Consider the following 26,035-nt stretch of genomic DNA (forward strand, 5'->3'; position numbering starts at 1 on the left):
CCACGTCCGGCACGTCGTCCGACACGGCCCGGGGCCGCGGCGGCACGAAGTCCGCCGGCCGCCCCTCGGGAAGCTGGCCCGGCCGGGCCAGGCCAGTCGGGTCGATGCCCAAGTAGCCCAGTACGACGTCACGTTGCGCCGCGACCAGTTCCCGGGTGGTCCGCAGGAACTCCAGCACCACGGCGTCCACCGATCCGTCACCTCCAAGTTCGGCCAGTCCGGCGGGCCCCGCCGCCGGGTCGTCGGTCGTCTCGCTGTGGTCGGTCACGCCGGTGCGGTCGAACGGGAGGGGCGGCGTCACGGTGTCCTCGACGAACCCGCGCACGCCGACGATCTCGGGCACGCCGACGATCTCGGGCACGGAGGCGACCCCGGGTGAAGTCGTCCGCGCCGTCAGCCGGGTCGGCGGCCGCAGCCCACCGGGAAGGAACCGGCCGTCGGGCGTGCGCACGTAGGCCCCATCGATGAGCCAGCCGGGACGGCGCGGCAGGTCCGTCGCGCTGACCACCCGGGCGTCACGGCCGGTAAACAGCGCGGCGGAGGGGTCGAGCTCGACGCCGACGGCGGCGAGCTCGGCGAGGGCCAGCAGCAACCGGCGCAGCCCCGGCTCGCCGGCGACGTCGGTGGCCACCACCCGGTGCGGTCGACCGGCCAGAATCCTGCCGACGAGCTGCGCCAGGACGCGGCCGGGCCCGGCCTCGACGAAGGTCCGCACCCCCGCGGCGTACATCGCCTCGATCTGCTCGACGAACCTGACCGGCGCCGCCACCTGGCCGGCGAGCATCGCCCGCACCTCGTCCGGGCTGCCGGGGTAGGGCCCGGCGGTCGTGTTGGACCAGACCGGCAGGGTCGGCGCCTCGACCTCGACCTCATCGAGCCGGGCGGCCAGCGCCGTCGCCGCTCCCGCCACCACCGGGCTGTGGAAGGCGCACGCGACCGGGATCGGCTTGGCGCTGATGCCGGCCCGGCCGAGAGCCGCCACGGCGGCGGCAACGGCGTCCGTCGGCCCGGAGATCACGCTCTGCCGCGGGGCGTTGTGGTTGGCCACGACGACCCGGCCCGGTCCGGCCTCCCCACCCGCACCGGCCCCGTCGAGCGCGGCGCGGACCTGCTCGACCGACGCGGAGACCGCCGCCATCGTGCCCGGGTCGTCGCCAGCGGCCGCCAGGATCGCCGCGGCACGGGCCTCGCTCAGGCCGATGAGGTCCCGCCGGTCCAGTACCCCGGCGGCGCACAGCGCGACCAGTTCGCCGTAGGAGTGCCCGGCAACGTGGTCCGGGCGCACCCCGAGACTGGTCAGCAGGTCGTGAACGGCAAGCCCGGCGAGCCCCAGCGTCGGCTGGGCCGCGCGGGTGTCAGTAATCGCGGCTGCCTGGGCGGCCTTCTGCTCCCGGGAGAAGGCCGCCGGCGGGAACATCGTGTCTGCCCACCGGGGAGCGAGGTCCAGCACGGACCGCAGCCGTGGGAAGGCGATGAACAGGTCGGCGAGCATGCCGGGCCGCTGACTGCCCTGGCCGGGGAAGAGGAACGCGGTGGCACCCGGATCCGCGTCCTGGTCCCGAGCGAACAGGCCCGCCCGAGGGTTCGACGCGAACGTGCGCGCCTGGTCGATGGCGGCGGGCAGCGCGTCGAGGTCGTCGGCGACGAACGCGAGCTGGACCGGGCCGCCGCGTTCCGCGCAGACGGTGGAGGCGAGGTCACGCAGGCGGAACGGCCGTCCGGCCGCGTCGTTCGCGGCGATCAGCCCGGCCAGCCGGTTCAGCGCCCGGGTGGCCGCCGCCCGGTCGGTGCCGCGGACGACGAACAACTCCGCGGGCCAGCGGTCGAGGCCGTGGGCGGGCTCGGGTCCGCCGTCATAGGCGGACAGTACGACGTGGAAGTTGGTGCCGCCGAATCCGAAGGCCGACACGCCGGCGTGGCGCCGCTCGGCCGGGGCGACCCACGGCTTGGCGACGCCGTCGAAGTAGAACGGGCTGGTCTCGGCGTCCCAATAGGTGTTCGGCGTGTCGATGTGCAGGGTCGGCGGCCGCACCCCGGTCTCGACGGCCTTGGCCATCTTGATCAGACCGGCCAGGCCCGCCGCGCACTTCGTGTGCCCGATCTGCGACTTCACCGAACCCACCGCGCACTGGCCCGGTGTCGCACCGTGGTTGGTGAAGACCTCGGTGAGGGTGGCGAGCTCGGTGCGGTCCCCCACGACCGTTCCGGTCGCGTGCGCCTCCAGCAGACCGATCTCGCTGGGCGAGATCCCCGCCCGCCCGTAGGCCCGTTCCAGGGAGAGCACCTGGCCGGCCTTGCGCGGCGCGGTCAGCCCCAGGGCCCGCCCGTCGGAGGAACCGGCGACGGCCCGGATGACGGCGTGGATCCGGTCGCCGTCCCGTTCGGCGTCCGCGAGCCGCTTGAGCACGATGACAGCCACCCCCTCGCCAAGGCTGGTGCCGTCGGCGCCCGCGTCGAAGCTGCGGCACCGCCCGCCCGGAGACAGCGCATGGACAGAGGAAAACAGCAGGAAGTCGTGGGCGCCCGCGTGAGTGTCCACGCCGCCGCACAGCACCATGTCCGAGGTGCCCGCGACGAGCTCCTTGCAGGCGGCGTCAAGGGCGGCGAGCGACGACGCGCAGGCCGCGTCCACGGTGAAGTTCACCCCGCCGAGATCCAGCCGGTTGGCGACCCGGCCGGCGATGACGTTCCCGAGCATGCCCGGGAACGAGTCCTCGTCCAGCTCCGGCAGGAACTCCTCCAGCTCGGCCGGCAGGTCCCCGAGCAGCGCCGGCCACAGGGAGCGGAAGCTGTAGGCACCGGAGAGATCCGTCCCGGCCTCCGTGCCGAAGACCACCGATGTGCGGGAGCGGTCGAACGCCCGGCCCTCGCCGACGGTCTTCTGGCCCACGTCCTTCTGGCCCATGTCGTACCCGGCGCCGCGCAGCGCGCGGGCGGCGACCTCCAGCGCGAGGAGCTGGCTGGTCTCGATGCTGCGCAGCGACTTCGGCGGGATGCCGTAGGCCAGCGCGTCGAACGGCACCTGCGGGAGGAAACCGCCCCATCTCGACGGAGTCCTGCGGCCGGCGTCCCTGAGCACCGCGTCCGGGTGGTAGTAGACCTCGGCGTCCCAGCGATCGGCCGGGACCTCGCGGATAGCGTCGTTGCCGGCGACGATGTTCGCCCAGAAGCTGGCCAGGTCCGGGGCATCCGGGAAGATCGCGGACATCCCGACGATCGCGATGTCGAGCGGCCGGGCGCCCGGACGGTCGGGCGCCGCGATCCGGTCGGCGGACCGCAGCTCGGCGGCCCGGGCGGCGAGCCCGGCCGTGGCCTGCGCGGTGACCTCGTCATGCAGCTCGGCGATGCTCGTCCGCCGCGAACGCAGGGCGGCGACCTGCCCGATCATGTACATGCCCTCCCGGGCCTGGGCCGCGGGATCGACCGTGACGACCTCGCTGCCCTCACGGCGCAGGCCCTTACTCGCGACCCGCAGCCGGCCGAGGTTGAGCGCCTCGAGCTCCTCCCACATCTGCTGGCGGGAGTGGCCGGCGGCGATCAGCTCACGGCGACGGCCCAGAAAGGTGTGGACGTACGCGGACTCCACGCACCGGGTGGCGTGACCGGGAGAGGTCTCGAGCAGCACGGTGCGCTTACAGTCGAGAGCGGCCTGCTGGAAACCCGGCAGGATCGCCCCGGACGCGACGGCCTCGGCGGTGAACAGGTACGCGGTGCCCATCAGCACGCCAACGCTCGCGCCCCGCTCTGCGAGCGGCCCGGCCGCCGCGGCGACCATCGCAGCGGAACGGGCGTCGTGCACGCCCCCGGCGAACAGCAGATGCAGGCCCGCGAAGAAGTCCGGACCGGCCTGATCGGTCGCGCCGAACTCCAGCAGGCCGGCGATCTGCGCCTCCCACAGCGGGAAGCTCGCCCGCGGCCCGACGTGCCCGCCGCACTCACGCCCCTCGAAGACGAACTTGCGCGCGCCGTCGGCCAGGAAGCGGTTCAGCAGCCCCGGGGACGGGACGTGCAGGAACGTGTCAATGCCGGCGGCCTCCAGCGGGGCCGCCTGTGCCGGGCGACCTCCGGCGACGATCGCGCAGGGAGGACGCACGTCATGCACAGCGGCGAGTTGGGCGGCCCGCAGCGGTGCCGGGGCGAACCCGAGGACCCCGACTCCCCAGGGCGCGTCCCCGAGCAGGTCCGCGGTCTCCTCCAGCAGGGCGCGGCTGTCCTCGCCGCTCATCAGCGCCAGGGCGAGGAAGGGCAGCCCGCCCTCATCGGCGACGGCACGGGCGAACGCCGCCCGGTCGCTGACCCGCGTCATCGGTCCCTGCGCGACCGGGTGGCGCAGGCCGCGGGCAGCGGCGAAGGGCGCACCGGGGGCGAGGGGACGGGTACGGGTGGCGGCGGCGATGCCCTCGCGGATGCCCTGGCGCACGGCCCGTACGACACCGCCCGCGGTCACGTGGCGGTCGGCGAGATCGGCGGCGAACGCTCCGTCCTGGCCGACCGGGAGGAACTGGTTACGCAGATCACGCGCACCCAGCCGGCACGGGATCGCCGTGGCGTCGCCCGCCATAGCGGCGCCCGCCATAGCGGCGACAGGAAGATCGGGACGGGTGTACACCCGGTAGCCGGCGAGGAGGGTGGTCTCGCTACCGTCCATCGCGCGGACCGCCGCCGCGACCTGTGCCGGCAGCTCCATCTCACGCACCAGGGCGAGCTGGGAGTCCAGGGCCACACCGGCCGCGCCGCCGGCCACCGCGGCCGCCGCGGTGGCCGGACCGATCCCGCCAGCGGCGAACACGGGCAGCGGCGCGCCCTCGGTGGTGACGAACGCCTGCGCGAGCAGATGTTGCAGGAGGGTGAAGGTGGTGAGGTCGCCTACGGGCCCCCCGGACTCGTTGCCTCGCGCGATCAGCCCCTCGGCCCCCGCCGCCACCGCGTCGCACGCCTGCGCGACCGAGGTGACCTCCGCCCAGACCCGGCGCCGCGCCTCTCCACGCGGCCCGCTCGCCTGCAACCGGCTCGTCAGCGCGCCGATGTCCCAGCGGCTCCCCGGACCCGGCCCGGCGTCCGCCCACGCGACGGGGCCGGATCGGGGATCCGGACCGGACCGGACGACTAGTACGACGGTCCCGACGCTCGCGGGCAGCTCGTCGGGATCGAGGGGGCAGCCGGGAGCGACCCGCACCCCGAACCGGCCCGGCGCCCACCGCTCGGCGTCCCGCAGCGCGTCACGTGCCGGTCCGGCCAGCAACCCGAGGTCCAGCACCCCGAGCCCTCCGGCCCGCTGCACCGCGGCGACCAGGGGCGCGGACGGTTCAGCGAACGGCGTGATCACCACGACCAGCTCGCGGGCGTCGAGCGGATCGCGGTCGGCGGGATTGGCCGGCGAGGCCACGGGTGACGCGCTGGGTGCAGTGGTCATCGGCTGGTCCTCCCGACCGGTCCCCGCCTGGGGCAGGGCGCTGAGGGGGCAGAGGCTGAGGGGGCTGTGCTGGTCCGGATAGGCGGGTAATCGCTGGTCCGCGTGAGCGGGTATCTCAAGGGCAGGCGGACAGCCGGCAGACCCGGGGCCGACGGCGCGTCCGCTGCCGCCCGATCGCCGCGGCGGCACATCGAGGCCACAGAACTCACCCACCGAACCAGCATGATCGACTTGTTCCGGACGACAAGACCGCCCGCATCATCCAGACCTCCTGGTCAGTGCCGCCGGGACGGCAGACATCCGGGAAGCCGCATCCGGTTAGCCGACACGGGATTGCCAACGTGCGCGGAATACTAGCCGGCCCGGTTGGGATCATTGCGTGGCGCCGGACCACAGCGTTGATCGTGGGCCCGTCGGACCACTGGCGCGGTCGCCGTGACCAGGTCCGGACGGCATCCGGTCGCCCGCTCGCCCACCGCCGGACATCGATGAGGATGTCGCGGATCGGAATTACACAGAGCCTGCAGGGGTGTGCACCGGGCGACGTCATCAATCGCCGCGGCCATCGATGGAGGTTACGAATGAGTATCACGCAGGTCGCTATCCCGGTCGCCGGTCGCAGCGGTTTCTCTTCGGTATCGATCACCCAATGCGGCGATGAACAGATGTGGCTACTTCCCGGCAACACACGCCCGCATGCGCAGGGCCTGGAGAAATCGGATGCGAGGACGATGCCCCGGGAGGTATGGAACCACGGGCGGGCACCGTCCTGAAAATCGATCGTGGTCGCCGCCAGCCGGGTCAGGCGCTGACGGGCGGGGACTGACTCCTTCAGACCCCATGCGGACCAGAAGGGACATCGGCCAACCTAGTCACAGCGCGCCATCGATCGCAAGCTTATCCGATCAACTTTCCGGAAACGACCTCAATAGGGATGCCAATGGCAACATTTCAGCTACAATAAGCGACAGTCGTCGCGGGGCGCGCAGGACATGACCGTCGGGACCGGTCAGGCGAGGCCAGATCGATTACCACGGACCGGCTTTGTTACTCGAGTGGGATCATCGACACGCGACCGTCGGCACCAGGAACGGACACGCAGCGTGTCCGTTCCCGCCACTGTTCGATCATCGGGACCGGCCTCTCGCCTCTATCCCTTCGCGCCGAAATGCCGGCGGCCCCGACGGAGAGGTCGATCATGATTGCCGCCATCGGAGGATCAGGTGCCGGCGACCGCGCCCCGCGCGGTCGCGCACCGGGGTTCGCGGCTCGGATCGAGGTCGTAGATCATCGACACCGCCGCGGATCCCGCGGATCCCGCGGATCGAACATCCACGGCAGCAGCCTCATGACCTCATGACCTCATGACGTCACAGTTTCAGGGCCGCGGGTTGCCGGGGGCCGCGAACGCGCTCGTCTCCCGCTGCCACGCGATCGCCAGCTGGGTCCGGTTCGTGCACCCCGTCGCCACGAGCGCATGGGTGAGATGGTGCTTTACCGTGTCGATGCTGATGCACAACGCCTCGGCGACCTGGCGGTTGGAACGGCCTTCGGCGACGAGACGGACGACGTCGCGCTCGCGCGCCGACAGCTTGCCCGCGACCGACGGACCCGGGTCCGCCCGGATGTAGAACCGCAGAAGGTTACCGAGGTGCCGACCGAGAACCGCCCCGACGGCGCGGTCCCGCGGTCCGAACGCGCCCGGCCGAGAATCCAACAGGGACACCACGGCGCCCACGTTCGACGGACCGAACAGGCGGATGAGCAGCTTCGCGTGGATGCCGTGTGCCCGCAGAAACCGCTCCAGGCGCATCCGCACCTCCGGGCGTTCCGGGATGCCGAGATCGTCAAGGGTGGCGAGCCCTCGCTCGCGGACCGAACGCAGGCTGTCCGGATTGCTGAGGGCCTCCAGCTCCCGGTAACGCTCCAGGTAGGGGCCTGCGAGTCGAAGCGCCAGCCCGCGACCGGTGGGCCGGGCGTCCTGGAAGGCGGTCTCGAGCGAGGAGCCCAGGAAGAAGGCGGAATGCCGGTAACCGAGATGCCGGGCCATGCCGTCCAGGGCGAGCTCGCGGAAGGATGCCAGCGACGACGCCCGCTCGCAGTCCTCCACCACGCGCAGGATGCCGCGCAACTCGGCCGCGCCGAGAGCCAGGTCCCGCGGCATCGGCGCGGCACGCGCCACCGGAGCGGACCGGACGGGCGGGCCGCCAGCCGGGACCGCACGGCCGCTGCCGCTCGGCACCTCGCCGTGGCCCATCGGCACACCGCTCCCCGGTGGGACGGAGCGCTGGTGAAGCGGTCGCCCCGCACCGGCGCCGGTGGCGGCGGAATGCCGGGTGGTCGGCGAGCGGTGCGGCGGGGTCAGCGGTGCGGGTGAGCTCGCGGAGACACGCCTCGCGACCCGGCCCGCCGCAGCGGCCTCGGCGGATGTGTCGACGGTCACGCCAATTCGTGGCCGATGTAGTGCGTCCTCACCGATAACATCATGCGGGCGGGAAACTCGGTCGGTCACACGTGCCTCCAGGGGGATCAGAACTCAGAACCGACGCCAGGCCTCGTCCGCTAGGGACGATGCCGCCAGGTTGATTTCCGGCGAAGTTGGACAGGTTCGGCAAGCGTAGGGCCCATCTCCCTCGCTACGCCAGCGGTCACCCACGCCCCCTGATCACACTCACCCCGTACCTTCGGCGCAGCCGGGGAAAACGCGACCTTAACGCACGTAAACGTTTGGGATGACGCCGTCCGGCAGCCCCCGGCAGTGGCTCGAGGTGATTTTTCCCTCCCACTGGCACCGCCCGTCGGGGCTACCTCACAAGTACGAGATTGGCTCCCCCGGCTTCGATCGCGGTCGCGAAAGAAGCCGGAAAACGTCCTCCGGCACGGGTGAGCCTCGGATCCCGACCAACATCGACAGCATGAACATTGGTCACGCAGGGTATCCACAACGGCAGCGCACAGTTTCGCCAGCGGCCCGCGGCCTGCCCCGGAGGGATGGAGTTCCCCGCTCCCTGCACGGACCACCCATCCCATGGTGCCGCTCCACGACGACGACACATCGAGCGCGGACACCATCGAGCGCGGCCGGGGCCCGCGATGTGGCCATGCGCCGATCATCGACCGGCCGAAGCCCCCGGTCGAAGCCACGGCGGGAGACCAAAGCCACGGCAGGAAAGAGGTAGAGGTACGAAGGCGATGACCTTGGGGCGGTCGGTCTTCCTGGTCGTGATGGGTGCCATCCTGCGCTACGCGCTCACCTGGCGCACCACCGGAGTGGATCTCCAGATTCTGGGCCTGATCCTGATCATCATGGGGATCGTGACATCGATGATCTGCCTGCTCCATGCCTTCCTGCCGGCACCGGCACGGGCCACCGCGCGTACCCGCGGACCGGGGCGGACACCGATCGGGCCTGGTCCCGGCCCGATCGGGCGGTACCTCGAACGAACGGCGGCGCTCGGCACATACCGGTACGGCCCACCGCAGCCCGGGTCCGACACGATCCAGACGGATGCCGGCTACCTCGATGCCGGCTACACGGGTCCCGGTCACACGGGTCCCGGTCACACGGGTCCCGGGTATGACTATTTACAATAGACGCAATTCGCGCGCACGATGTACAGCATCGCGACGCCGTGGCACGTCGAGCTTGCGGTAGATGCTCTTCAGGTGCGTCTTCACCGTGTTCACGGAGACGAAAAGCTCCGCGGCGATCTCGGCGGTCGTCAACATCGTCGGCAGATAGCTGAGGACCGCGAGTTCCCGGTCGCTGAGCCGGTCACCCGCCCCGGGTCCCCGCCCGTCCATGGAACCGGGTGAGCGCTCGCGCGCCTCTGGCTGCCCTAGAGAGATCGGACTCGTTCCCACCCCAAGGCCGTGGCCCGCCGGACCGGAGCAAGGGCCGCGCGGGACGTCGGCCCCCTGACGGTCACAGTTAGGCGGCGCCGAGCGCGCCGCGGGGGTCATAAGGGCCGGACGTGCCTTTCGCCCACTCATGACGGGTTGACGTGGGGTGGCCGGCCACGCGGGAGCGGGCACCGCCACCTCTCCGCTCGGCATCCCCCCGCTTGGCGCCCCCAGGCCGGCCACCCCCACGGGCGGCACCCCCAGGGGCGGCACCCCCGCCCCGGAGACGGCCATGACCGGTCCGCCGTCGGTCGGCGTCCGCGGATTCACCGCGGCGGCGGACGCCATCGTGGCCAGGGCCCGCAGAGTCGACACGAAGAACGGATGTGCGGCGGAGAGACCGGGATGGGCATCCAAGATCGCCAATGGTTCGCCGCCGAATTCGAGAAACGGGCCAGCGAGTCCCTCGTCCTCGGCGAGCGCGAGGGCACGCGCCAGCAGGTCGGTGGCACGCCCGTGGTCGTCACGCCGCGCGGCCGCCACCGCTGCCACCACACATGCCGACACCACCGAACCGCCTCCGCCGCTATCCGCCCGCAGCAGAGCCGCCACCGCGTGCTCCGCTCCCTCTAGATCAGCGCACGCGAGGTTCGCCCGGGCCGCCGCGAGCGCGAGAGCATGGTCCGGCCGGCGGGTGTCGGCCAGCTGTCCCAGCAGCTGCCGGGCAGCCTGGGCGTTCCCGACGGCGATCAGCAGGTCGGTCTCGGCGGCGCGCCACAGCGACAGGCACAGCGGCGGTCCGGCCGGCCGTCCTCGCGACGCCAGGAGACGGCGGGCAGCCCGCACATCGTCCGCCTCCCCACGCCGGCATCGTGCCCTCGCCTCCAGCACGACGATCAGATCGAGCAGGTATGGAGGATGCGCCGGGGTGAAGGCCATCCGCGCGAGGTCGAGATGGTGCGTGACGCGCACGTCGTCGACCCGGGCGGCCGCCACCATCGCATGGGCGAGATGCGCCTCGACCAGGCCGGCCGGCATGTCGGTCAAACCATCCGAGGATGCGGGGACGGCCGTGGGATCGACCGGGCTGGCAGTGATCACAGCGGCGGTGGCGACCGCCACTGCCGCGCTGGACTCGGCCTGCCGCAATCGACCTCGCAGCACGTAGGCGAGAGCCATCGCCCCGGACGCCGATGCCTCGACCGTCCGCAGACCGCCATCCCGGGCCGCCGCCATCGCCTCCCGCAACGCCTCCAGCGCCAGGTCGGGACGGCCGAGCCAAAGCTCCGCCCGCCCGCGCGCACACCAAGCCACAGCCGCCACGATCCCGTCGGGACCACCCACGCCCCCGCCACCGCTGGTCGATCGCGCGACGATCCCGGCCGGGCGGTCCGGCTGGGCCCCACCGACGACGGAGCCGGGGCGGGCCGCGCCTTCCCCAACGTGATCATGTCGAACACCGGACGGCTCCAGTCCGGGACCTTCGGCGCCCCCGATGGCCCCGATGGGACCGGCAGGACCAGCAGGGCCGGCAGGACCAGCAGGCAGGAACCGGGGATCTCCCGGCGGCCGCACGCCGACGGGCGGTCGTGGCCGGACCTTCCCCGCGGCCTCCGCCCGCCCCGTCACGCCGGCAACCGCCGGATCAACCGGCTGTGGCACGGCGCCCGGCCTGCCCGGGGACCGTAGCAACCGGCGGGTGATACTCAGCATCTCCTCGCACGCCCCGGCGAGCTCCGCCCGGCGCAGGTCGACAAGATCGGCTCGGACCACGAGCGCGCGACGACGGGACACGACCGCCGCGGCGATGCTCCCCCGGGCCACCTGCAGGCATCTGGTGGCCGCCCCCACCTGTCCCTGGCCCAGCCGGCCCACGGCGGCGACCAGTGCGCACTCCGGCGACCACAAGGCCGGGGAGTCCGGCATCGCCGTCATGATCGAGCCGAACCCCGCGGCGCCGCCGTGCAGGGCGTCCACCATCTCGGGCCCATCGACGAGCAGGCAGGCCGCGTACCACCAGTCCCCGGCATGCGCGGCGTGATGTACCGCATCCGTCGTCCGACGGTGCGCGGCGAACCAGATCGCGGCTCGCAAGTGGAGCTCATCGGTGTCCTCGTCGCCGTCCGCGGCCAACGCGGAACGCAGCACCGCGGCAAGCAGCCGGTGAAAGCGGAACCATCCGCCGTCGTGGTCGAGCTCAACCACGAAGCCGTCGGCGCGCGCGAGTGCCGCCAGAACTTCCTTCCCGCTCACCCGCGCACCTACCGTGGGTGCCGGCGTGTCCCCGGGGCCGCACTCGCCGGGCGGGCCCATCGCCATGCTCGCGGCGTCGGCGTCCGGCGGCGGCGCGGCACGCGAGCCGGTATCCGCCGCCAGGGCGCCCGCATCCATCCGCTCGGCCGCGACGGCGTCCGCCAGCGGCCCGGTCATGCGCTCCAGGACACTGGTCCGCAGGAGGAAGCGGCGTACCGGCGGCGGCTTACCGGCTATCACCTCGGCCTGCAGGAAATCGGCGATCGCGGGATGGCCGGCCACGGCGCCGGACAAACCAGCCGTGTCACCGAGGCCACCGGACGGGGATGCGACGGCCGCTTCCCACCGCCCATCCGCCCCCGGCAGTGGTCGTCGCTCCCGTGCGGCGAGCGCCCCGGCCGCCAGCCGCAGCCCGGCCGCCCAGCCCTCGGTGACGTGCACGAGACCGCTCACCGTCGCGGGCGACGCCGTGATCTCCTGCCGGCCCAGGAGGGCGGCGGCCTCCGCCCGGGTGAAGGCGAGATCCGTCGGGCCGATCTCGGTGACCCACCCGGCAGCCCGCAGCCGGTGCAGCGCCACGGGCACCGTCCGGCCCACCAGAATGATCCGGGCCCGGTCCGCGGCCGCGTCGATCAGCAGTTCGAGGCCGTCGAGGTCCGAACGCCGGGTGATCAGATGCACGTCGTCGAGGATCAGTATGAAGGACGCCGGGAGGTCGGCGAGGATGTTGGCGAGCCATCGGTAACGCCGATCACAAAGATCGTCGGCCGCGGGACCGTACCGGCTCCCAAGGCCCTCACCGGCCGGGAGCAGACCGTGTCGTCCCAGCCCGTGCAGCAGCTGCGGCCACAGTGGGAGGCCCGGCTCCCCGCCACGCGGGCCGGGGACGACCGCCGGATCGACCCGCACCCACACGATCGGCGTCTCCCCCCGCCGGCCCGCGGCCCAGGCCGCGACCAGCACCGTCTTGCCCGAGCCGGCCGGGGCCCGCACCACCGTGAGGGGCAGGGCGGTAGCGGCGTCGAGTGCGTCGAGCAGCCGTGGTCGATCGACATGACCCGGCGGGGTCGGCGGGGGGACGAACCGGTTCAGGAGCAGCGGCAGGCTTTCGGGACCGTCCGCGGGATCCTCCTCCCCGGGACGGAGAGCGGCATCCTCCGGACGGAGGGGCCGCCGACCCTCAAAGACGGCGGGACGGGTCCGGACGGAACCGGACATCGGTGACTGTTCGTCGAGCATCCGCACCACCCCCAGCGACAAGCTCGCGCTAGGTAGTGGTACGCCTACTCGGGCGACCGGGCAACCGGGCAACCGATCCGCACCGCCCGCCGTCGAGGGACACCCCGCCCGGGACCCGGCCCTCAGGCCGCGCAGTCCGAGCAGACGACGTGACGGACGTCCGCGAGCTGGCTGCGGTGCTGCACCAGGAAGCATCGGGTGCAGGTGAACTCGTCGGCCTGCCGGGGAAGTACCCGCAGCGACAGTTCCTCGTCGCGTACCTCCGCATCCGGAAGGTCCAGCTCGGCCTCGAGGGCGTCCATGTCGTCCCCCAGGTCCGCTGCCGCACCGGCGCGCTGCGCCTTGAGCGTCTCCAGGCTCTGTTCCTGGAGCTCGTCCTCCTCGACATCCGTGCTTCGCCGAGCGTCGAAGTCACGAGCCATGCGTCTCCTTCCTTTCCCTGCCATCGTTCACCCAATGGGTATGCCAACCCATCGGTCTTGGGTTTGGCCGAGCGTGAGGAGCCATGGAACACGGCACCTCAGGACATCGGCTGGTTACAGTACGCAGTGACCCCAAGGATTGAGGTGACGCGATGCCCTGTGTCCGCATTTCCGGGTGCCTCCACCACATCCAAGGGTCCCGGCCGGAACGCGGATCTCCAGAGCCGAGCGAACGATACGGGGGCGGAACCGCGTCAGGCCAGGCAGCACCAGGCTGGCGCGGTGTCACTCCCGCCACAGCCATGATCAAACATCACGACTCCGGTGGACCGCCCGCATCTCGATCGATGCGGCACCGTACACCACCTGGACGCCGCGCCGTCATCGGATGGTCGGAAAGGGCCACGCAAGCCTGGGGGCCGACCAGCCGGATCTAGAGATACAGACCTGTCAGGCCATCGTCCAACCGCTCCGCCGCGACGGCGTGCACGTCCCGCTCCCGCAACAGAACGTAGGTGGTCGAGCGCAGCTCCACCTCGGCCCGGTCCTCGGGGTCGAACAACACCCGATCGCCAACCTGGATGGTCCGCACGGCCGTCCCCACCGCGACGACGTCCGCCCAGGACAGGCGCTTCCCCATATGCGCGGTCGGGGGGATGACGATGCCCGCCTTCGACCGCCGGTCCACGGAATCCTCACGCGGCTCGACCAGCACGCGGTCGTGCAGGAGCCTGATTGGCAGCGCGCCGGACTGCATGACACCCGATTGCGTGCCCACCCCAGCCGCGCCGACCCCGTTGACACCGCCGGACACAATGTTCACAGGGTCGGACACTACCCGCCTTCCAATCACCGGTGACACCCCAGGCGGCATTTCACGACCGCCCGATCGACCGACCACGTCCGCCGGCCGGGACTTCCCACGCCTCCCGGCCGGCATCCATACACCCCACACCTCCCCACCGGAGGGCCCGCCCGGCCGTCCTGATTCCCCGCCAACGTTCCGCCGGGGAATGCCCTCGGGTGACGGGACGCGACGGAGAACGCGATACCCCCACTTCGCCTTATCGGAGCAGAGCCAGCCGAACCTCCCCGGATGGGGAATGGTCTCCCAACGCGGTATAAGCTGCCGCCCATCGCCGCCCGGGCTGGCGCTGACGGGGGGCGAGCCGGTCACCCCTCGATCGTCCGTTGGCGCCCAGGTAACCGTCGGCACGTAACGAACCTCAGGGATGGGGCACGATCATGGCATTGCGCATCAGCGTCGACCTCGATGGGCTACGCTGGGCCGATCTGTTCCGCTTCGTCGATCTCGCCCGCAGCGGCGGCATCAGCGCGGAGGACCAGGTTGACGTCATCACCTACGGCAGTGACCCGATGTCGGTCAGCCTGTCGGCCCGCATCTACCCGGTCTCCGAGGGGTTCCTCTCCACGGAGCAGTCGGATGCATCCGGCGACAGCATGCGCAGCGCCCCGCTCTCGGTCAGCCCCGGGTCCGGCAGCCCCAACGGCTCGGGGTTCGCCTACGACGGTTCCACCGACCGCACAGCCTCGGCCAACGGTGCCCACTACCCGGCGTTCGACAACGCCGCGGACCGTGCGGTCCCGCAGAGCAGCAACGGCCTGCCGTCCTCCTACGGACCCGGGTACGACGGATCCGCCGAGCGGGGCCTCCAGGCGGCGGGGGGTGGGCACTACCCCGCGTTCGACGGCCAGCCCGACCGCATGCCGCCGGGTGCGGGCGGGCAGTTCGCGGGTTTCGAGCCGTTTGACCGGTCCGCGCCAGGCAAGGAGCCCGGAGGTGCCTCCGGGCAGGTCGAAAGTCCCTACATCGAGGAGTTCGCCAGGCTTCAAGAGGGTCTGATGCGGCAGGTCCGCCGCACGGACGAGGTCCGGCCGGATCGGTCCTGATCTGCGATTAGCGCCTCCACGCGGCCACGCCGTCCGGACTCCGACTCGGACTCCGGCTCGGCATGACCATGCGGCCCGTCCCGGCGAACCCGCTTCCCATCCTCACCGCACGTAAGGGAGAGGGAACCATCGGCGGCATCTGGCACCGCGGGTCAGAAGCGGAACGTGAGTCAGCAGTGACGGTGAACCCGAACGGGCTACACCCTTCGTGCCCGCTGGCCCGCTATGGTGCATGCTGCCGGTGATGGAGGATTCGCGCCTTGCTGACGTCGAGCAGTATCACGGGCGACTGCGCTCCGAGCTCGACGTCATCGCCCGTGGGCCGGTCCTGGTCGGCCCGAAGATCGTCGAGCATATTCACTCGCTGATCACCCTCATCGACTTTCATCAGCCGAATGAGTTCGACCTCTGTCTGAGCTGCGACCGTCTCTGGCCCTGCGCGTCGATCATCGCGATCACCGGCATGTCACCGGGCGCCGCACCGGACAGCCGGGCGGTCGACGAGGAGGTCGACGAGGAGGATGAGCAGGCCGCGGGCATCGGGCGAGCGGTCGCCGGACGGGCATCCGGCCGATCGGGTCCGGTCGCGTCTCCCGGCGCGGAACACCCCGGCCCGGATCCCCGGCCGGTGGCCCCCGAGGGGCGGGGAGCCCGTCCCGGGCCACCCCACCGCGAGCACCCCGCCACCGGCGACGAGGCCAGGATGTTCCCTCCGGCGCGCCCCGCGGCCAGGCCGCCCGCGCCACCGCCACCGCCGCCACCGCAGTCACCGGTCAGGCCGCCTGCCCCAGTTCCTGGACAGTTCCCCGAGCCGATGCCCGGGGCAGCTGCCCACCTGTCCATGGGGTCCCCGGCAGACTCCGACCACCCGCCGTCCGGGGGACACTCCGACCGTTCGGGCTACCCGCCCCCGGACGCCCACCCCGCCCAGCGGGGTGCTCCGCGGCCAACCGGTGCCCGGCCACGACTGCCCGGCGGGCGGCAACATGCTCCGAACGGATACTCCTCGGACCGGTATCCGACGGGCGGGTACCCCACGGACCGGGACCGGGACCGGTCCACCGCGGACAGCTACCCGCCGGCCGTAAACCCATCGGTGGCCCGGGGCGATGTCGTCGTGCCGTCGTCCCGGCCCGCTCCCTCGATCTCCGGTCCGGTCGAGATGGCCACGGCCAGGGTCGAGACGCCGCGCCCGATGACCGGAACCGGAACCGGGCCGGGCGGCCCGTCAGACCCCGGTCACGCGGTGCCGGGGCCCGGACGCCACCAGGGCCGGCCATCACCCCAGCCGGGGCCGACGCCGCCGGAATCCATCCGGTCGGGATCTATGCAGCCGGGATCTATGCATCGCGGGCAGCCCGACCGCGGGCAGCCGGGCCCGGCCGAGTCCCCGGGACGCCCCGCGGGGAACAGGGCGAGAGCCTGGGTAGACCGTCCCCGAGCACCGGAGCGACGCGTGGAACCGGGTGGGCAACCGACGAGGGACCGGCCCGGCCCACGGCCCATCGGCCGTCCCGACCATCCCGGGCCGACCTCCGATCGGAACCCGACCCCGCCCGACGGGCGCGCCCCGGACGGAACCGGTGGTGTACCGCACGGCTCCGGTCGCCGGTACGCGCAACCCGGGATCGACCCGCCGAACTCGTCGCACCCCGGTCGGGCTGCCATGCCGCGAACGGCCGCACGAGCGGATGCGGATGCGGACATGGTGCCGCCTCCCCGCGGCAACCTATCGGCGGCGGCGGCCCGCATCGACCAGACCGCGGTCGACGAGGTCACGCGGGCCTGGATGGCTCGCCGCGAGTCGGTGCTGGACGGCATCGACGTCATCTGACGCCATCCCCCGACGCGGTCACCCGCTCGGCCGTCCCAGCGGGGGAGGCCGACCCGCCCCGGCGCGGCTCCCCGGCCCGACGCCCGGCCGGGGAAACGCCGACGCCGTCCTCGGCGCGTCGCGTCGCCCGGACGTCCCGGTCGCGGTATCCAGATGCATCGCGTGGCCGTTGCCTGGCTCGACGACCACAGAGGGTCAGGTTTGGGGAGGCGGTCATGGTGGCAGTAACGCGACGCGGCAGACCCCCGCACCGGGATGATGACCGTGCCTGACGACCCCACGGAAGGTGAGGCGTGGCCGAAGCTCTCAGCGCACGCTTCGACCTGCCCGCCGATCCCCGTGCCGCCAGCCGAGCCCGCCGGCTGGTCACCGAGCTGCTCGCCGCTTGGGGCCGCCCGGAGACCGTCGAGGTCGCGCAGCTGCTCGTCAGTGAGGTCGTGACGAACGCGGTGCGCTTCGTCGGTGCCCGCGCCGTCCTGTGCCTCACGCTGTCCCTGCGCGACGACCGGATCCGCATCGCGGTCGACGACGGAAGCTCGCTGTGGCCGGTGCTGAAACCCGCCCACGATGACGACGAGTCGGGCCGGGGCATGCATCTGGTCGCCGCGCTGGCGATGCAGTGGGGTGTCGTCGAGATGCCGGACACCCGGGGGTCAGGCAAGCAGGTCTGGTTCGACCTGCCACGCCAACAGGATCCGATCGAGGCGGTTTGCGGCTCCTGACCAGGGCCGCCGACCGATTCCTCCCGAAGCGTCGTCGCGCGACTTCCGGTGGCTAGGTTAGCAATAAGGATGCTTCAGCTGCTGTTCAGCCAAGCCGCATACCGTCGAGCCGCGTACCGTGACGTACGTCTCCTCTGCATCACGACCGTGATCGCACCTGTCGATCCTACGGGGGTAGTCATCGAGACTCCGGTCCTGCTCGGCGCTGACAGCGCCGAGAGCGCCGCGCCCGCGCCCCCGCTTCCACCACCGGCGGTGTTGACCCGGCAGCTACTACGACGCTCTGGTGCCCACCCGGGCGGCAACTCCGACGACGTGGCTGCAACGGCACCGACCTCTGCAACGGCACCGAGGGTCGAGCTCGCCGCCTCCCCGGCCGGTGACGCCCACGTCTTCGCCGAGCCGCTCGCGCTCCGTCTCGGGCCGGTCCGATCGGCCCGGTCCCGGCGACGCAACGTCCTGCTCGCCGGTATGCTCGCCGTTCCCCTCACCATCCTGGCCGTGCGCTTCCGCGGCGACATGGCCTCACGGCTGGCCGGCGTTCCCGCGCCCCGCTGGCACTGGCTCGTCATCTGCGCGCTCTCCTCGGTCCTATTCTACTTCGCCAACGGCCTGTCCACGCGGGCGGCCAGCGGCCTGCGGCTCGAGCTACGCACCGCGACCGGCCTGCAGGTCGCGGCGGCGGCGGCGAACCGGATCGTGCCCGCGGGTCTCGGGGCCATCGTGGTCCATCTGCGTTTCCTGGAACGGCGCGGGATGACGCATCCCGCGGCCTTGGCGGCCATCACGTCAATCAAGGTGGCCGGCGGGGTGGCGCACCTCGGGGGCATCGTCCTGGTCGCCGGCACCCTCAGCGACTCGGGCATCGGCGCGGCCCTGGCTAACCCGCTGCGGTCCACTGTCCAGGGGCTCGGGCCGGGGCCGTTCGTGCTCGGCTGTGGGGCGGTCTGCGCGCTCGTGACGGGCACCGTGGCCCATCCGCGGATCCGGTCGAAGGCCCGGCCGGCAGTGCGGGCCTTCGACACTCATCTGAAGATCCTCGCCCGTTCCCCGTCTGAAGATCCTCGCCCGTTCCCCGTGCCGGACTCTGGTGCTGCTGCTGTCCCAAATAGGGACACGCTTCTTCCAGATCCTCGCGCTCGCCTGCACGGTCTGGGCATTCGGCACCAGCATGACGTTGATGTCCGTTGCCGGGGTCTACCTCATCGGCTCGATGGTAGCCGGCGCGGCGCCGACAGCCGGCGGCATCGGCGCGATCGAACCGGCACTCGCCTTCGGGCTCGCGGCCGCGGGTGGTACAGCGGCGTCCATGTTCACCGCGGTCCTCGTCTACCGCCTGATCAGCTTCTGGCTGCCGGTGCTGCCGGGGATCCCCATGCTGGCCTGGCTGCGCCGCACCGGCGACCTGTAGGCGGGGGGCAGGGGGTCGGCGCGACCGCGGCCCGGGAGCGGCCCAGGCGGGCGGGGTGGCCGCTCACCCGCGCCAGGACGACCGGCGGCGACGGCGACGGCGACGGCGGATCCCACCCACCAGGAGCAGCACACCTCCACCGACGAGAACGACCCGCTCCCAGCGCACCACCCGAACCACAGTGGCGCCGCCGGAGGGTCCGGGCACCGCCCTGCCGTCCAGGGCACCCCCGGTCAGCGTGCCCGCATCCCCCCGCCGGGCCAGACCATCGGCTCCGACGCCGGCTCCCAGTTCGGGAAGCGCGGGCCCCGGGCCGATCCCGAGGACCGGACCGTACCTGTGGCGCAGTTCGGCGGTCTTCGCCCGCAACTGCACCTGGGCCCGCTCGGCGACGCGGCGCGGGCTGACGATCTCCGCGATGGAATCGATCGTCTCCGCCAGTTCGGCGCGGGTCTCTTCGATCTGTTGCTGGATCACGGCCGGGTCCTGCGGCACCGATGTCGCCCTCTCGTCCGTTGCGAATGGCGGACGCGCTCCCGCGGCTGGCGTCAATCGGCGTCGATGGACGCCACGGACATCTCCGTCGGGTGCGACCGGCCTGCAACGATCGTGCCAGACACATCACCGCCCGGCGAGACCAAACGGCCAGTGGCGCGACACGTCACGCGGGCGCACCGACGCACGACGTCTCGCCCCGTCCGATCCCGGTCTCCGTACCGCGCAGATGGCGCCGCGGGCGGAAGCGACCGCCCACCGAAATCCGTCCGGCGGGACATTACGCTGAACGCTGTGCTCGAGGGCCAGCGGTAGTCTGGCCCGGGTGGGCATCGCCCGGGCGACTCCCACCGTTAGCACCTGCTGCGGTCAGACGGACACGTTTTCCGTGGCCCCGGTCCGTCCTGCCCGGCCCTGTCCTGGAGCGTCATGTCCCTGGTCCACCATCCTCGTCACGACACGGGTTCCCGTCACGGCGCCGGTTCCCCGCCCGGGCAGTTCCCCCCGTCGCGCTCCCCGCGGCGCCGTCCGGCACTGGCCGGAACCATTGCCACGGTCCTGGTCGCCTCCTCGATGGCGCTGCTCACCGCCTGCGCCGGCTCGGGAACCGACACCGGAGTGAAGATCGTTGATACGGGGAACGGAGGCGACAACGGCGGCCTGCACGGCACCGTCCCGGCCAGGAGGCTGGCCAAGCCGGCCCTCAACCTCACCGACACCGACGGCCGTCCCCTCGACCTGCGCGCACGCACGCAGGGAAAGATCACCATGCTGTTCTTCGGCTACACCCACTGTCCGGACGTCTGCCCGACCACGATGGCTGACATCGCGTCGGCACTCGGCGAGGTGAAACCGGACGTGCGTGACCAGGTGACGATCGTCTTCGTGACGACCGACCCTGATCGGGATACGGAGGTGGTCCTCAGTCGTTGGCTTAAGCAGTTCAACGCAACCTTCATCGGCGCCCGCGGTCCGTTCGACCGGATCCGTACCGAGGCCGAGGCCCTGGGCGTTCCCCTGGAGAAACCGGAGGTCCAGACCGACGGCTCCGTTCTGGTCACCCATGGCGCCCAGGTCATCGTCTTCTCTCGGGATGACAGGATCCGCGCGCTGTACCTGGCGGGGACCAGCGTCCAGGACTACATCGACGACCTGCCCAAGCTGACCGCCGAGCGGTCCGGATCAGAAGAAGCACGGACTTGAATCCGATCACCTACAGCCTTGTCACCCCCATGCAGCCGGCCAGTCGCGCCGTCTCCACGGTGTTGCGCCTCGGCCTCGGCGTGGTCTGGCTGGTCGCCGGGCTGTTGAAGGTCAACGACCCGGACGGGATGGTGCGCTCCGTGCGGGCGTTCCGCATCCTGCCCGATGCCCTCGTGCAGCCGATCGCGTACGGCGTCCCGTTCCTGGAGATCGCCCTGGGGATACTGCTCGTCGTGGGGCTCGCCGTGCGGCTGTCCGCCGTCGTGTCCGCGGTGATGTTCGCCGTCTACATCGCAGCGATCGCGTCGGCCGCCGCCCGGGGGCTGCGGATCGACTGCGGCTGCTTCTCCTCCGGGGGTGATCTCGCTGCCGATGCCCCGACGCACTACACCTCCGAGCTGATCCGCGACAGCCTGCTGCTCGCCGCCGCCGGGCTGCTGGCCTGGCGGCCGAGCGGCTATCTGGCGGTGGACCGCCTCCTCGACCAACCGGTGAACGATCTTTCCGGGAGTACCGCTGATGGCTTCGAAGTCGAAGAAGACACCGTTGACGACCGGCGGTAGGGCCCCGGGCGGCGGCGCCGCGAGGCCCGACGCGACCCCCCCGGCAGGTGGGGGCAAGGCGGCCAACGGACAGGAGCGACGGGCCAAGGCCGCGGCGGCGCGGGCCGCGGCGGCAGCGCGGGAACGGCGACGGCAGCGCGGCATCATCACCGGCGTGGTACTGGCCGTTCTCGTCCTGGTCGGCGCGATCGGCTTTGCCGTCCAGAACTCCCGCGAGGAGTCGAAGCCGGTGGTCCTGCCGGCGAGCGCCACCGGCACCGATCACGGCATCGTCGTCGGGAAGGCGTCCGCGCCGGTCACCGTCGACATATACGAGGATTTCCAGTGCCCCATCTGCGGGACACTGGAGAAGACAACCGGGCCGACTATCGACAATCTCCTCGACGACGGAAAAATCAAGATTGATTATCACATGATGTCGTTCATCGGGCCGGAGTCGAAGCGGGCGGCGAACGCGGCGGCGGCAGCCGCCAACGAGGGCAGGTTCCGGCAGTTGCACGATGTGCTGTACGCGAACCAGCCCGAGGAGCGCACCGGCGGCTTCACCAACGACACGCTCATCACGCTCGGGGCGAAAGCGGGGCTGACCTCGCAGGCGTACCGGAAAGCGGTCAACGAGGGGACCTACGACGGGTACGTCGCCAAGGTCGACGAGGACGCATCGAAGGCCGGCGTCACCGGCACGCCGACCGTCTTCGTCAACGGCAAGCGGCTGTCCGGGGAGCAGCTCACCCCGGAGGGCTTCCGCGCGGCGGTCGACGCAGCAGCCTGAGCAGATGGGGGACCAAGACACGGTCCATGGTGCACAGACCGTGCCCTGGTCCCCCGAATCTCGCCACGTTGGGGATCTGTCCGCTGGAGGGTTTGCCGTCCTGCGCAGGCCACGGCTACTTTTCGGACCATGACTGAGACTGCCAACGCCGCCCGTCTGGTCCCCGGCGACGTCGCACCCGACTTCACCCTGCCCGACTCCGAGGGGAACGAGGTGTCCCTGGCGTCCTACCGGGGACGGCGGGTCGTCGTCTACTTCTACCCGGCCGCGTCGACCCCGGGGTGCACGAAGCAGGCCTCCGACTTCCGGGACAGCCTCGCCCAGCTCGGCAACGCCGGCATCGACGTGCTCGGGATCTCTCCCGACAAGCCCGCCAAGCTGGTGAAGTTCCGCGACGCGGAAGCCCTGACGTTTCCGCTGCTCTCCGACCCGGAGCGGAAGGTGCTCGCCGCGTACGGCGCCTTCGGTGAGAAGACAATGTACGGGAAGAAGACCGTCGGCGTGATCCGCTCGACGTTCGTGATCGGCACGGACGGCACGATCGAGGTGGCGCAGTACAACGTCCGCGCGACCGGTCATGTCGCCAAGCTGCTGCGCGACCTGGGCCTCGCCGCCGCCTGACCGGGACCGTCCCTGAGGCGCCTGGCCGGCCCATCCCGCAGGCTTCGTCGATCGCTTCGTCGATCGCTTCGTCGACGGCTTCGTCAGCTCGCCGGTCGCAGATCCCAGCCCAGCAGCACGTTCTCCGGACGGCGCGGATCGACCAGCACGGGGATACGACGCGGGCGGCCCGACGAGGCCGTCGCCGCCTCGCTCAGGTCGATGTCCGGGTCGGGAAGGACCGTGCTGCGCACCACCGGGTACACGTTGCCCCACGCGCCGGGGCGTTCGATGAGCAGATGAACCTCGGCGACCGGCCGGCCGTTCACCCGCAGGCCCGTGTCACGGACCGCGCAGACGGCCGCGGTCGTCGCCCGACCGATGTCGATGAGCTTCAACGCCCGGTTCCGTTCGAGGAGGGCACGCTGGGCGGCGTGGCGGGGACCGGGGCCGACCAGCCGTGGGGCCTCGTTCCCGGCCTCGGCCTCGGCCCTGACGTTGGCCTCGGCCCTGACCTTGGTCGGCGGGCTCTCGACCTGTGCCGGTGCCTCGCCGGTGGGCGGAACGTCGGCGGGGGGCGGAACGCCGGCGGGGGCGAAGCGCGGGACCTCCGTGAGGGTCATATGAATCGTCTCCCAGCCGTCCTGGCCAAACCGGCGCGAAACAACCCTGCCGCCGGTCGGATGCCCGTGCGAGTCAGGCTGACGACAACGGCCCTCTCACGGTTGTCGTCCCGACGATCGTGGGACGAGCCTCGGTGACCGGCGGCGTGAGCCCTCTGGACTGCCGATATCTGTCCGGCCTGGCGTCCGCCAAACCCGGCCGATACCGGTGAACCCCGTGAATGGCCCAATACGAAGGTTCGTGGCCGGGCTGGGGCAGCCTCCAGGCTGTCCACGGCTGTCCACGGTCCTGGTGAGGATGCGGGGCGTGACCCGGCGGGAGGCGGGGCGCCCCCCAGGTGAGGCGATCGCTACTCTGGAGGTCGCGCGGGAGTGGCGGAATGGCAGACGCAGCAGACTTAGGATCTGCCGCCTTCGGGCGTGGGGGTTCAAGTCCCCCCTCCCGCACCCGGGTATTCATTGCGCGAACCGTTCCCTTCGGGGCTGTTGTGGCTGGTGGGTGGGCTGCGACGGTGGTCAGGGTGAGTGGCTGGTCGTCGTCGGGGTCGGGTTGTGGGATGCGGAAGACGGGTATGAGCCGGTCGGTTCCGCTGATCTTGAATTCAGCGACGAGTGCTTCGATGAGTGCTTTGCGTTGCTGGTTGGTGCCGGTCTTGATGACGATCGTGGTGTTCACGGCGATGGCGTCGAGATCGGCCGGGGCGGGTGTGACGGGTTCGCGGGCGATCTGATCGGTCAGTTCGCTGTGGCGGTGGCGGAGCTACTTCTGCTGGGCGCGGAGTTTCGCGAGGCGTTCCCCGATGGTCTCTTCGTCGAGGGTGCCACGTTCGAACGCGGTGAGGTAGCGGTCGATCGCCCGGTCGGTCTGGGCGAGTTCGGTGTCGACGGTGGCGAGTTCGGCGCGGAGGTCACCGCGGGCGTTGCGGTGGGCCTGCTGGGCCGTTTTGACGGCGTCGGCGATGAGGGTGTGCTGCTCGGGGTAGAAGCCGGCGAGGGCTTCGAGGACGGCGTGGTCGATGGCGTCGGCGTCGAGTCGGGGGGCGTCGCAGCGGTCGGAGCCGTAGCGGTTGCGGGTGAAGTAGGGGTAGTAGCGGTATTTGCGGGTGCGGCCGGTGGCGCGGGTACCGAGCATGGTCTTGCCGCAGCGGGGGCAGCGCATGCGGCCGGTGAGGTGGTAGTCGGAGGCGTTGGAGGCCCGGCGGGAGTGGGCTTCGCTGCGGGCGGTGAGCAGCCGCTGGGCTTCGTCGAAGGTGTCCCGGTCGATGATCGGCTGGTGGGTGTCGCCGACAACGATGTCGCGGAAGGATGACTCGCCGAGGTAGACGCGGTTGTCGAGGTAGCGCAGGACCTGGTGGCCGGTCCACTGGTTACCGCTGCGGGTGCGGTGTCCACGGTCGTTGAGGGTGGTCGCGATCGCGCGGGCGCCGAGCCGGCGGCGGGTGTAGAGCTCGAAGATCGCCCGGATGATCGCGGCTTCGGGTTCGTAAGGGATGAGGGTCCAGGTGGGCTTGTCGACGTGGTAACCGTAGGGGGCTTGGGTGCTCATCCAGCGACCTTCGCGGGCTTTGCGTTCCATCCCGGCGACGACGCGGTCGATGATGGTGTCGCGTTCGAACTGGGCGAACATGGCCAGTATCTGCAGGAGCATGCGGCCCATCGGGGTGGAGGTGTCGAACGGCTCGGTCGCCGACCGGAAGACGACCTCTGCCTCGTCGAGCTCTTCCAACAGTTGGACGGTGTCACGCAGGTTGCGGGAGAGCCGGTCGATCCGGTAGACGAGCAGGACGTCGATGAGCCCGTTGCGGGCGGCGGCCAGGGCGCGGTGGAGGTCTTTGCGGTCGGTGCTGGCGCCGGAGATGTCGTCGGAGAAGCGTAGGGCGATCTCCCAGCCGGGGTGAGCGTCGAGGAACGCACGGATCCGGTCGTGTTGGGCGTCGAGGGAACCCGGCCCGGCGGCGTCGGGCCGGTGCCGCTGGTAGACGGCGACCCGCAACGGACCAGGTGGGCTGGCGGCGGGCTGACGCCGCCAGGGCAGACGTGGGCATTAAGGAATACGGGGGGCTGTGCGGCTGGTTGGGTCCGGGCCCCGGATGATCCTCTTGGGGGACGATGCGAATGGACTTCGCCGGGGCCGAAACGGGGACGATGGCTCACCCACCCGCACGGCTGGCACATCCATCGCCGGGCGGTGTAGGGCGGTCTTTCGGCCTGCTCGTCATCCTCCTAGGCTGGGCCGCGCTCGTCGGCTGCGGTTCCGTGTCCAACGTGCTGTCGGGCTCCGACGCGGCGGTAGATTACACCGAGCTGCTGGGCAGGTCGACGCGGGACGCGAACGTCGTCGACTACACGACCCGGAACGGCTGCGAGATCTATGGGCTCCAGCGCCAGTGCCGGGCGGCGGGGACCATACTTTTCAACACCGACGCAGGCCGGATCCACCAGGTCAGGCTTTTCGGTCCGGGTACAGCGGGCACCGGTGTCTATCAAGGTGAACTGCCCGCCGGCCTGGAATGGAGCGACACCCACGCCGAGGTCGTGGCCAGACTGGGACCACCCGCAGGCGTCTATCCGGAGACCGCGTCCACGCTGCCGTATGCGGACTACAGCTCCAACCAGGAGATCTTCGTTGTCACGTACAACCGGGGATCAGATGGCACCATTCATGACCTACAGCCTGGTGAACGTGTCTGAAGGACCTGTGTTGAGAAATGTTCCTGTGTGGCTCCGCCTC

20 protein-coding genes and 1 tRNA gene are annotated in these 26,035 nt (G+C 71.4%); 11 read left to right on the plus strand and 10 right to left on the minus strand.

Annotated features, from left to right (window positions below; genetic code table 11):
* Together AC08OT_RS07520 and AC08OT_RS07525 are read right to left on the minus strand one after the other, a co-directional pair.
* Positions 1–5,413: beta-ketoacyl synthase N-terminal-like domain-containing protein (locus AC08OT_RS07520; protein ID WP_476602670.1), on the minus strand; the 5,413-nt coding region annotated here is incomplete at its 3' end.
* 1,378 nt (positions 5,414–6,791) lie between these two features.
* Complete coding sequence (locus AC08OT_RS07525; protein ID WP_476591719.1) at positions 6,792–7,856, minus strand: helix-turn-helix transcriptional regulator; 1,065 nt, start codon at positions 7,854–7,856, stop codon at positions 6,792–6,794.
* A 749-nt stretch (positions 7,857–8,605) separates the two neighbouring features.
* Here AC08OT_RS07525 and AC08OT_RS07530 point away from each other — a divergent pair.
* On the plus strand, positions 8,606–9,007 hold the full coding sequence (locus tag AC08OT_RS07530; RefSeq protein WP_476602671.1) for a hypothetical protein: 402 nt from the start codon (positions 8,606–8,608) through the stop codon (positions 9,005–9,007).
* Here AC08OT_RS07530 and AC08OT_RS07535 read toward each other — a convergent pair.
* From AC08OT_RS07535 to AC08OT_RS07545, 3 genes are all read right to left on the minus strand, one after another.
* The gene (locus tag AC08OT_RS07535) at positions 8,999–12,727 is read right to left on the minus strand and encodes a winged helix-turn-helix domain-containing protein (RefSeq protein WP_476602672.1); all 3,729 of its coding nucleotides are present in this window, start codon (positions 12,725–12,727) and stop codon (positions 8,999–9,001) included. The genes AC08OT_RS07530 and AC08OT_RS07535 overlap by 9 nt on opposite strands.
* A 143-nt stretch (positions 12,728–12,870) precedes the next feature.
* Positions 12,871–13,170 (minus strand): DUF4193 family protein, encoded by a 300-nt coding sequence (locus AC08OT_RS07540; RefSeq protein WP_011435374.1) that lies wholly within the window; start codon positions 13,168–13,170, stop codon positions 12,871–12,873.
* Between the two features lie 433 nt (positions 13,171–13,603).
* Complete coding sequence (locus tag AC08OT_RS07545) at positions 13,604–13,993, minus strand: GroES family chaperonin (protein WP_476594304.1); 390 nt, start codon at positions 13,991–13,993, stop codon at positions 13,604–13,606.
* A gap of 422 nt (positions 13,994–14,415) precedes the next feature.
* Between AC08OT_RS07545 and AC08OT_RS07550 the strand changes: the two genes are divergently transcribed.
* Positions 14,416–15,081, plus strand: a complete 666-nt coding sequence (locus AC08OT_RS07550) for a hypothetical protein (protein WP_476594305.1) — start codon at positions 14,416–14,418, stop codon at positions 15,079–15,081.
* A 466-nt stretch (positions 15,082–15,547) separates the two neighbouring features.
* Here AC08OT_RS07550 and AC08OT_RS07555 read toward each other — a convergent pair whose 3' ends face one another.
* Positions 15,548–15,760 carry a hypothetical protein gene (locus tag AC08OT_RS07555; RefSeq protein ID WP_476602673.1) on the minus strand — a complete coding sequence of 71 codons (213 nt, stop codon included), beginning with the start codon at positions 15,758–15,760 and terminating at the stop codon, positions 15,548–15,550.
* Positions 15,761–16,786: 1,026 nt separating this feature from the next.
* Between AC08OT_RS07555 and AC08OT_RS07560 the strand changes: the two genes are divergently transcribed.
* Positions 16,787–16,915: a hypothetical protein gene (locus tag AC08OT_RS07560; protein WP_462186757.1), complete on the plus strand. Its 129-nt coding sequence runs from the start codon at positions 16,787–16,789 to the stop codon at positions 16,913–16,915.
* 293 nt (positions 16,916–17,208) lie between these two features.
* Positions 17,209–17,637, plus strand: coding sequence for an ATP-binding protein (locus tag AC08OT_RS07565; protein WP_476594739.1), 429 nt, complete (start codon positions 17,209–17,211; stop codon positions 17,635–17,637).
* 596 nt (positions 17,638–18,233) lie between these two features.
* Here AC08OT_RS07565 and AC08OT_RS07570 read toward each other — a convergent pair.
* Positions 18,234–18,503, minus strand: coding sequence for a hypothetical protein (locus AC08OT_RS07570; RefSeq protein WP_476602674.1), 270 nt, complete (start codon positions 18,501–18,503; stop codon positions 18,234–18,236).
* Positions 18,504–18,727: 224 nt separating this feature from the next.
* Between AC08OT_RS07570 and AC08OT_RS07575 the strand changes: the two genes are divergently transcribed.
* On the plus strand, positions 18,728–19,048 hold the full coding sequence (locus AC08OT_RS07575) for a lysylphosphatidylglycerol synthase domain-containing protein (RefSeq protein WP_476602675.1): 321 nt from the start codon (positions 18,728–18,730) through the stop codon (positions 19,046–19,048).
* Between the two features lie 63 nt (positions 19,049–19,111).
* Here AC08OT_RS07575 and AC08OT_RS07580 read toward each other — a convergent pair whose 3' ends face one another.
* Complete coding sequence (locus AC08OT_RS07580) at positions 19,112–19,543, minus strand: DUF3618 domain-containing protein (protein ID WP_476602676.1); 432 nt, start codon at positions 19,541–19,543, stop codon at positions 19,112–19,114.
* A gap of 429 nt (positions 19,544–19,972) precedes the next feature.
* On the opposite strand from AC08OT_RS07580, the gene AC08OT_RS07585 reads away from it, so the two are divergent.
* The 4 genes from AC08OT_RS07585 to bcp all read left to right on the plus strand — a co-directional run bounded on the left by AC08OT_RS07585 (position 19,973) and on the right by bcp (position 22,702).
* A complete protein-coding gene (locus tag AC08OT_RS07585) occupies positions 19,973–20,746 on the plus strand; it encodes an SCO family protein (protein WP_476594245.1) in 774 nt (257 codons plus the stop codon).
* Positions 20,743–21,309, plus strand: coding sequence for a DoxX family protein (locus AC08OT_RS07590; RefSeq protein ID WP_476594246.1), 567 nt, complete (start codon positions 20,743–20,745; stop codon positions 21,307–21,309). Before AC08OT_RS07585 ends, AC08OT_RS07590 begins: the two co-directional genes overlap by 4 nt.
* Positions 21,266–22,081 carry a DsbA family protein gene (locus AC08OT_RS07595; RefSeq protein ID WP_476602677.1) on the plus strand — a complete coding sequence of 272 codons (816 nt, stop codon included), beginning with the start codon at positions 21,266–21,268 and terminating at the stop codon, positions 22,079–22,081. The genes AC08OT_RS07590 and AC08OT_RS07595 overlap by 44 nt, the downstream gene beginning before the upstream one ends.
* 129 nt (positions 22,082–22,210) lie before the next feature.
* Complete coding sequence (gene bcp, locus AC08OT_RS07600; protein WP_476594248.1) at positions 22,211–22,702, plus strand: thioredoxin-dependent thiol peroxidase; 492 nt, start codon at positions 22,211–22,213, stop codon at positions 22,700–22,702.
* A gap of 83 nt (positions 22,703–22,785) precedes the next feature.
* Here bcp and AC08OT_RS07605 read toward each other — a convergent pair whose 3' ends face one another.
* On the minus strand, positions 22,786–23,304 hold the full coding sequence (locus tag AC08OT_RS07605) for a hypothetical protein (RefSeq protein ID WP_476596274.1): 519 nt from the start codon (positions 23,302–23,304) through the stop codon (positions 22,786–22,788).
* 366 nt (positions 23,305–23,670) lie between these two features.
* On the opposite strand from AC08OT_RS07605, the gene AC08OT_RS07610 reads away from it, so the two are divergent.
* Positions 23,671–23,751, plus strand: a tRNA-Leu gene (locus tag AC08OT_RS07610).
* Between the two features lie 313 nt (positions 23,752–24,064).
* Here the strand turns inward: AC08OT_RS07610 and AC08OT_RS07615 are convergent.
* Positions 24,065–25,297 carry a recombinase family protein gene (locus AC08OT_RS07615; protein WP_476594250.1) on the minus strand — a complete coding sequence of 411 codons (1,233 nt, stop codon included), beginning with the start codon at positions 25,295–25,297 and terminating at the stop codon, positions 24,065–24,067.
* A gap of 122 nt (positions 25,298–25,419) precedes the next feature.
* Between AC08OT_RS07615 and AC08OT_RS07620 the strand changes: the two genes are divergently transcribed.
* Positions 25,420–25,995, plus strand: a complete 576-nt coding sequence (locus AC08OT_RS07620) for a hypothetical protein (RefSeq protein ID WP_476597509.1) — start codon at positions 25,420–25,422, stop codon at positions 25,993–25,995.
* Positions 25,996–26,035 lie beyond the last annotated feature (40 nt).

This window comes from Frankia sp. CgJB1 (genome assembly GCF_977947065.1).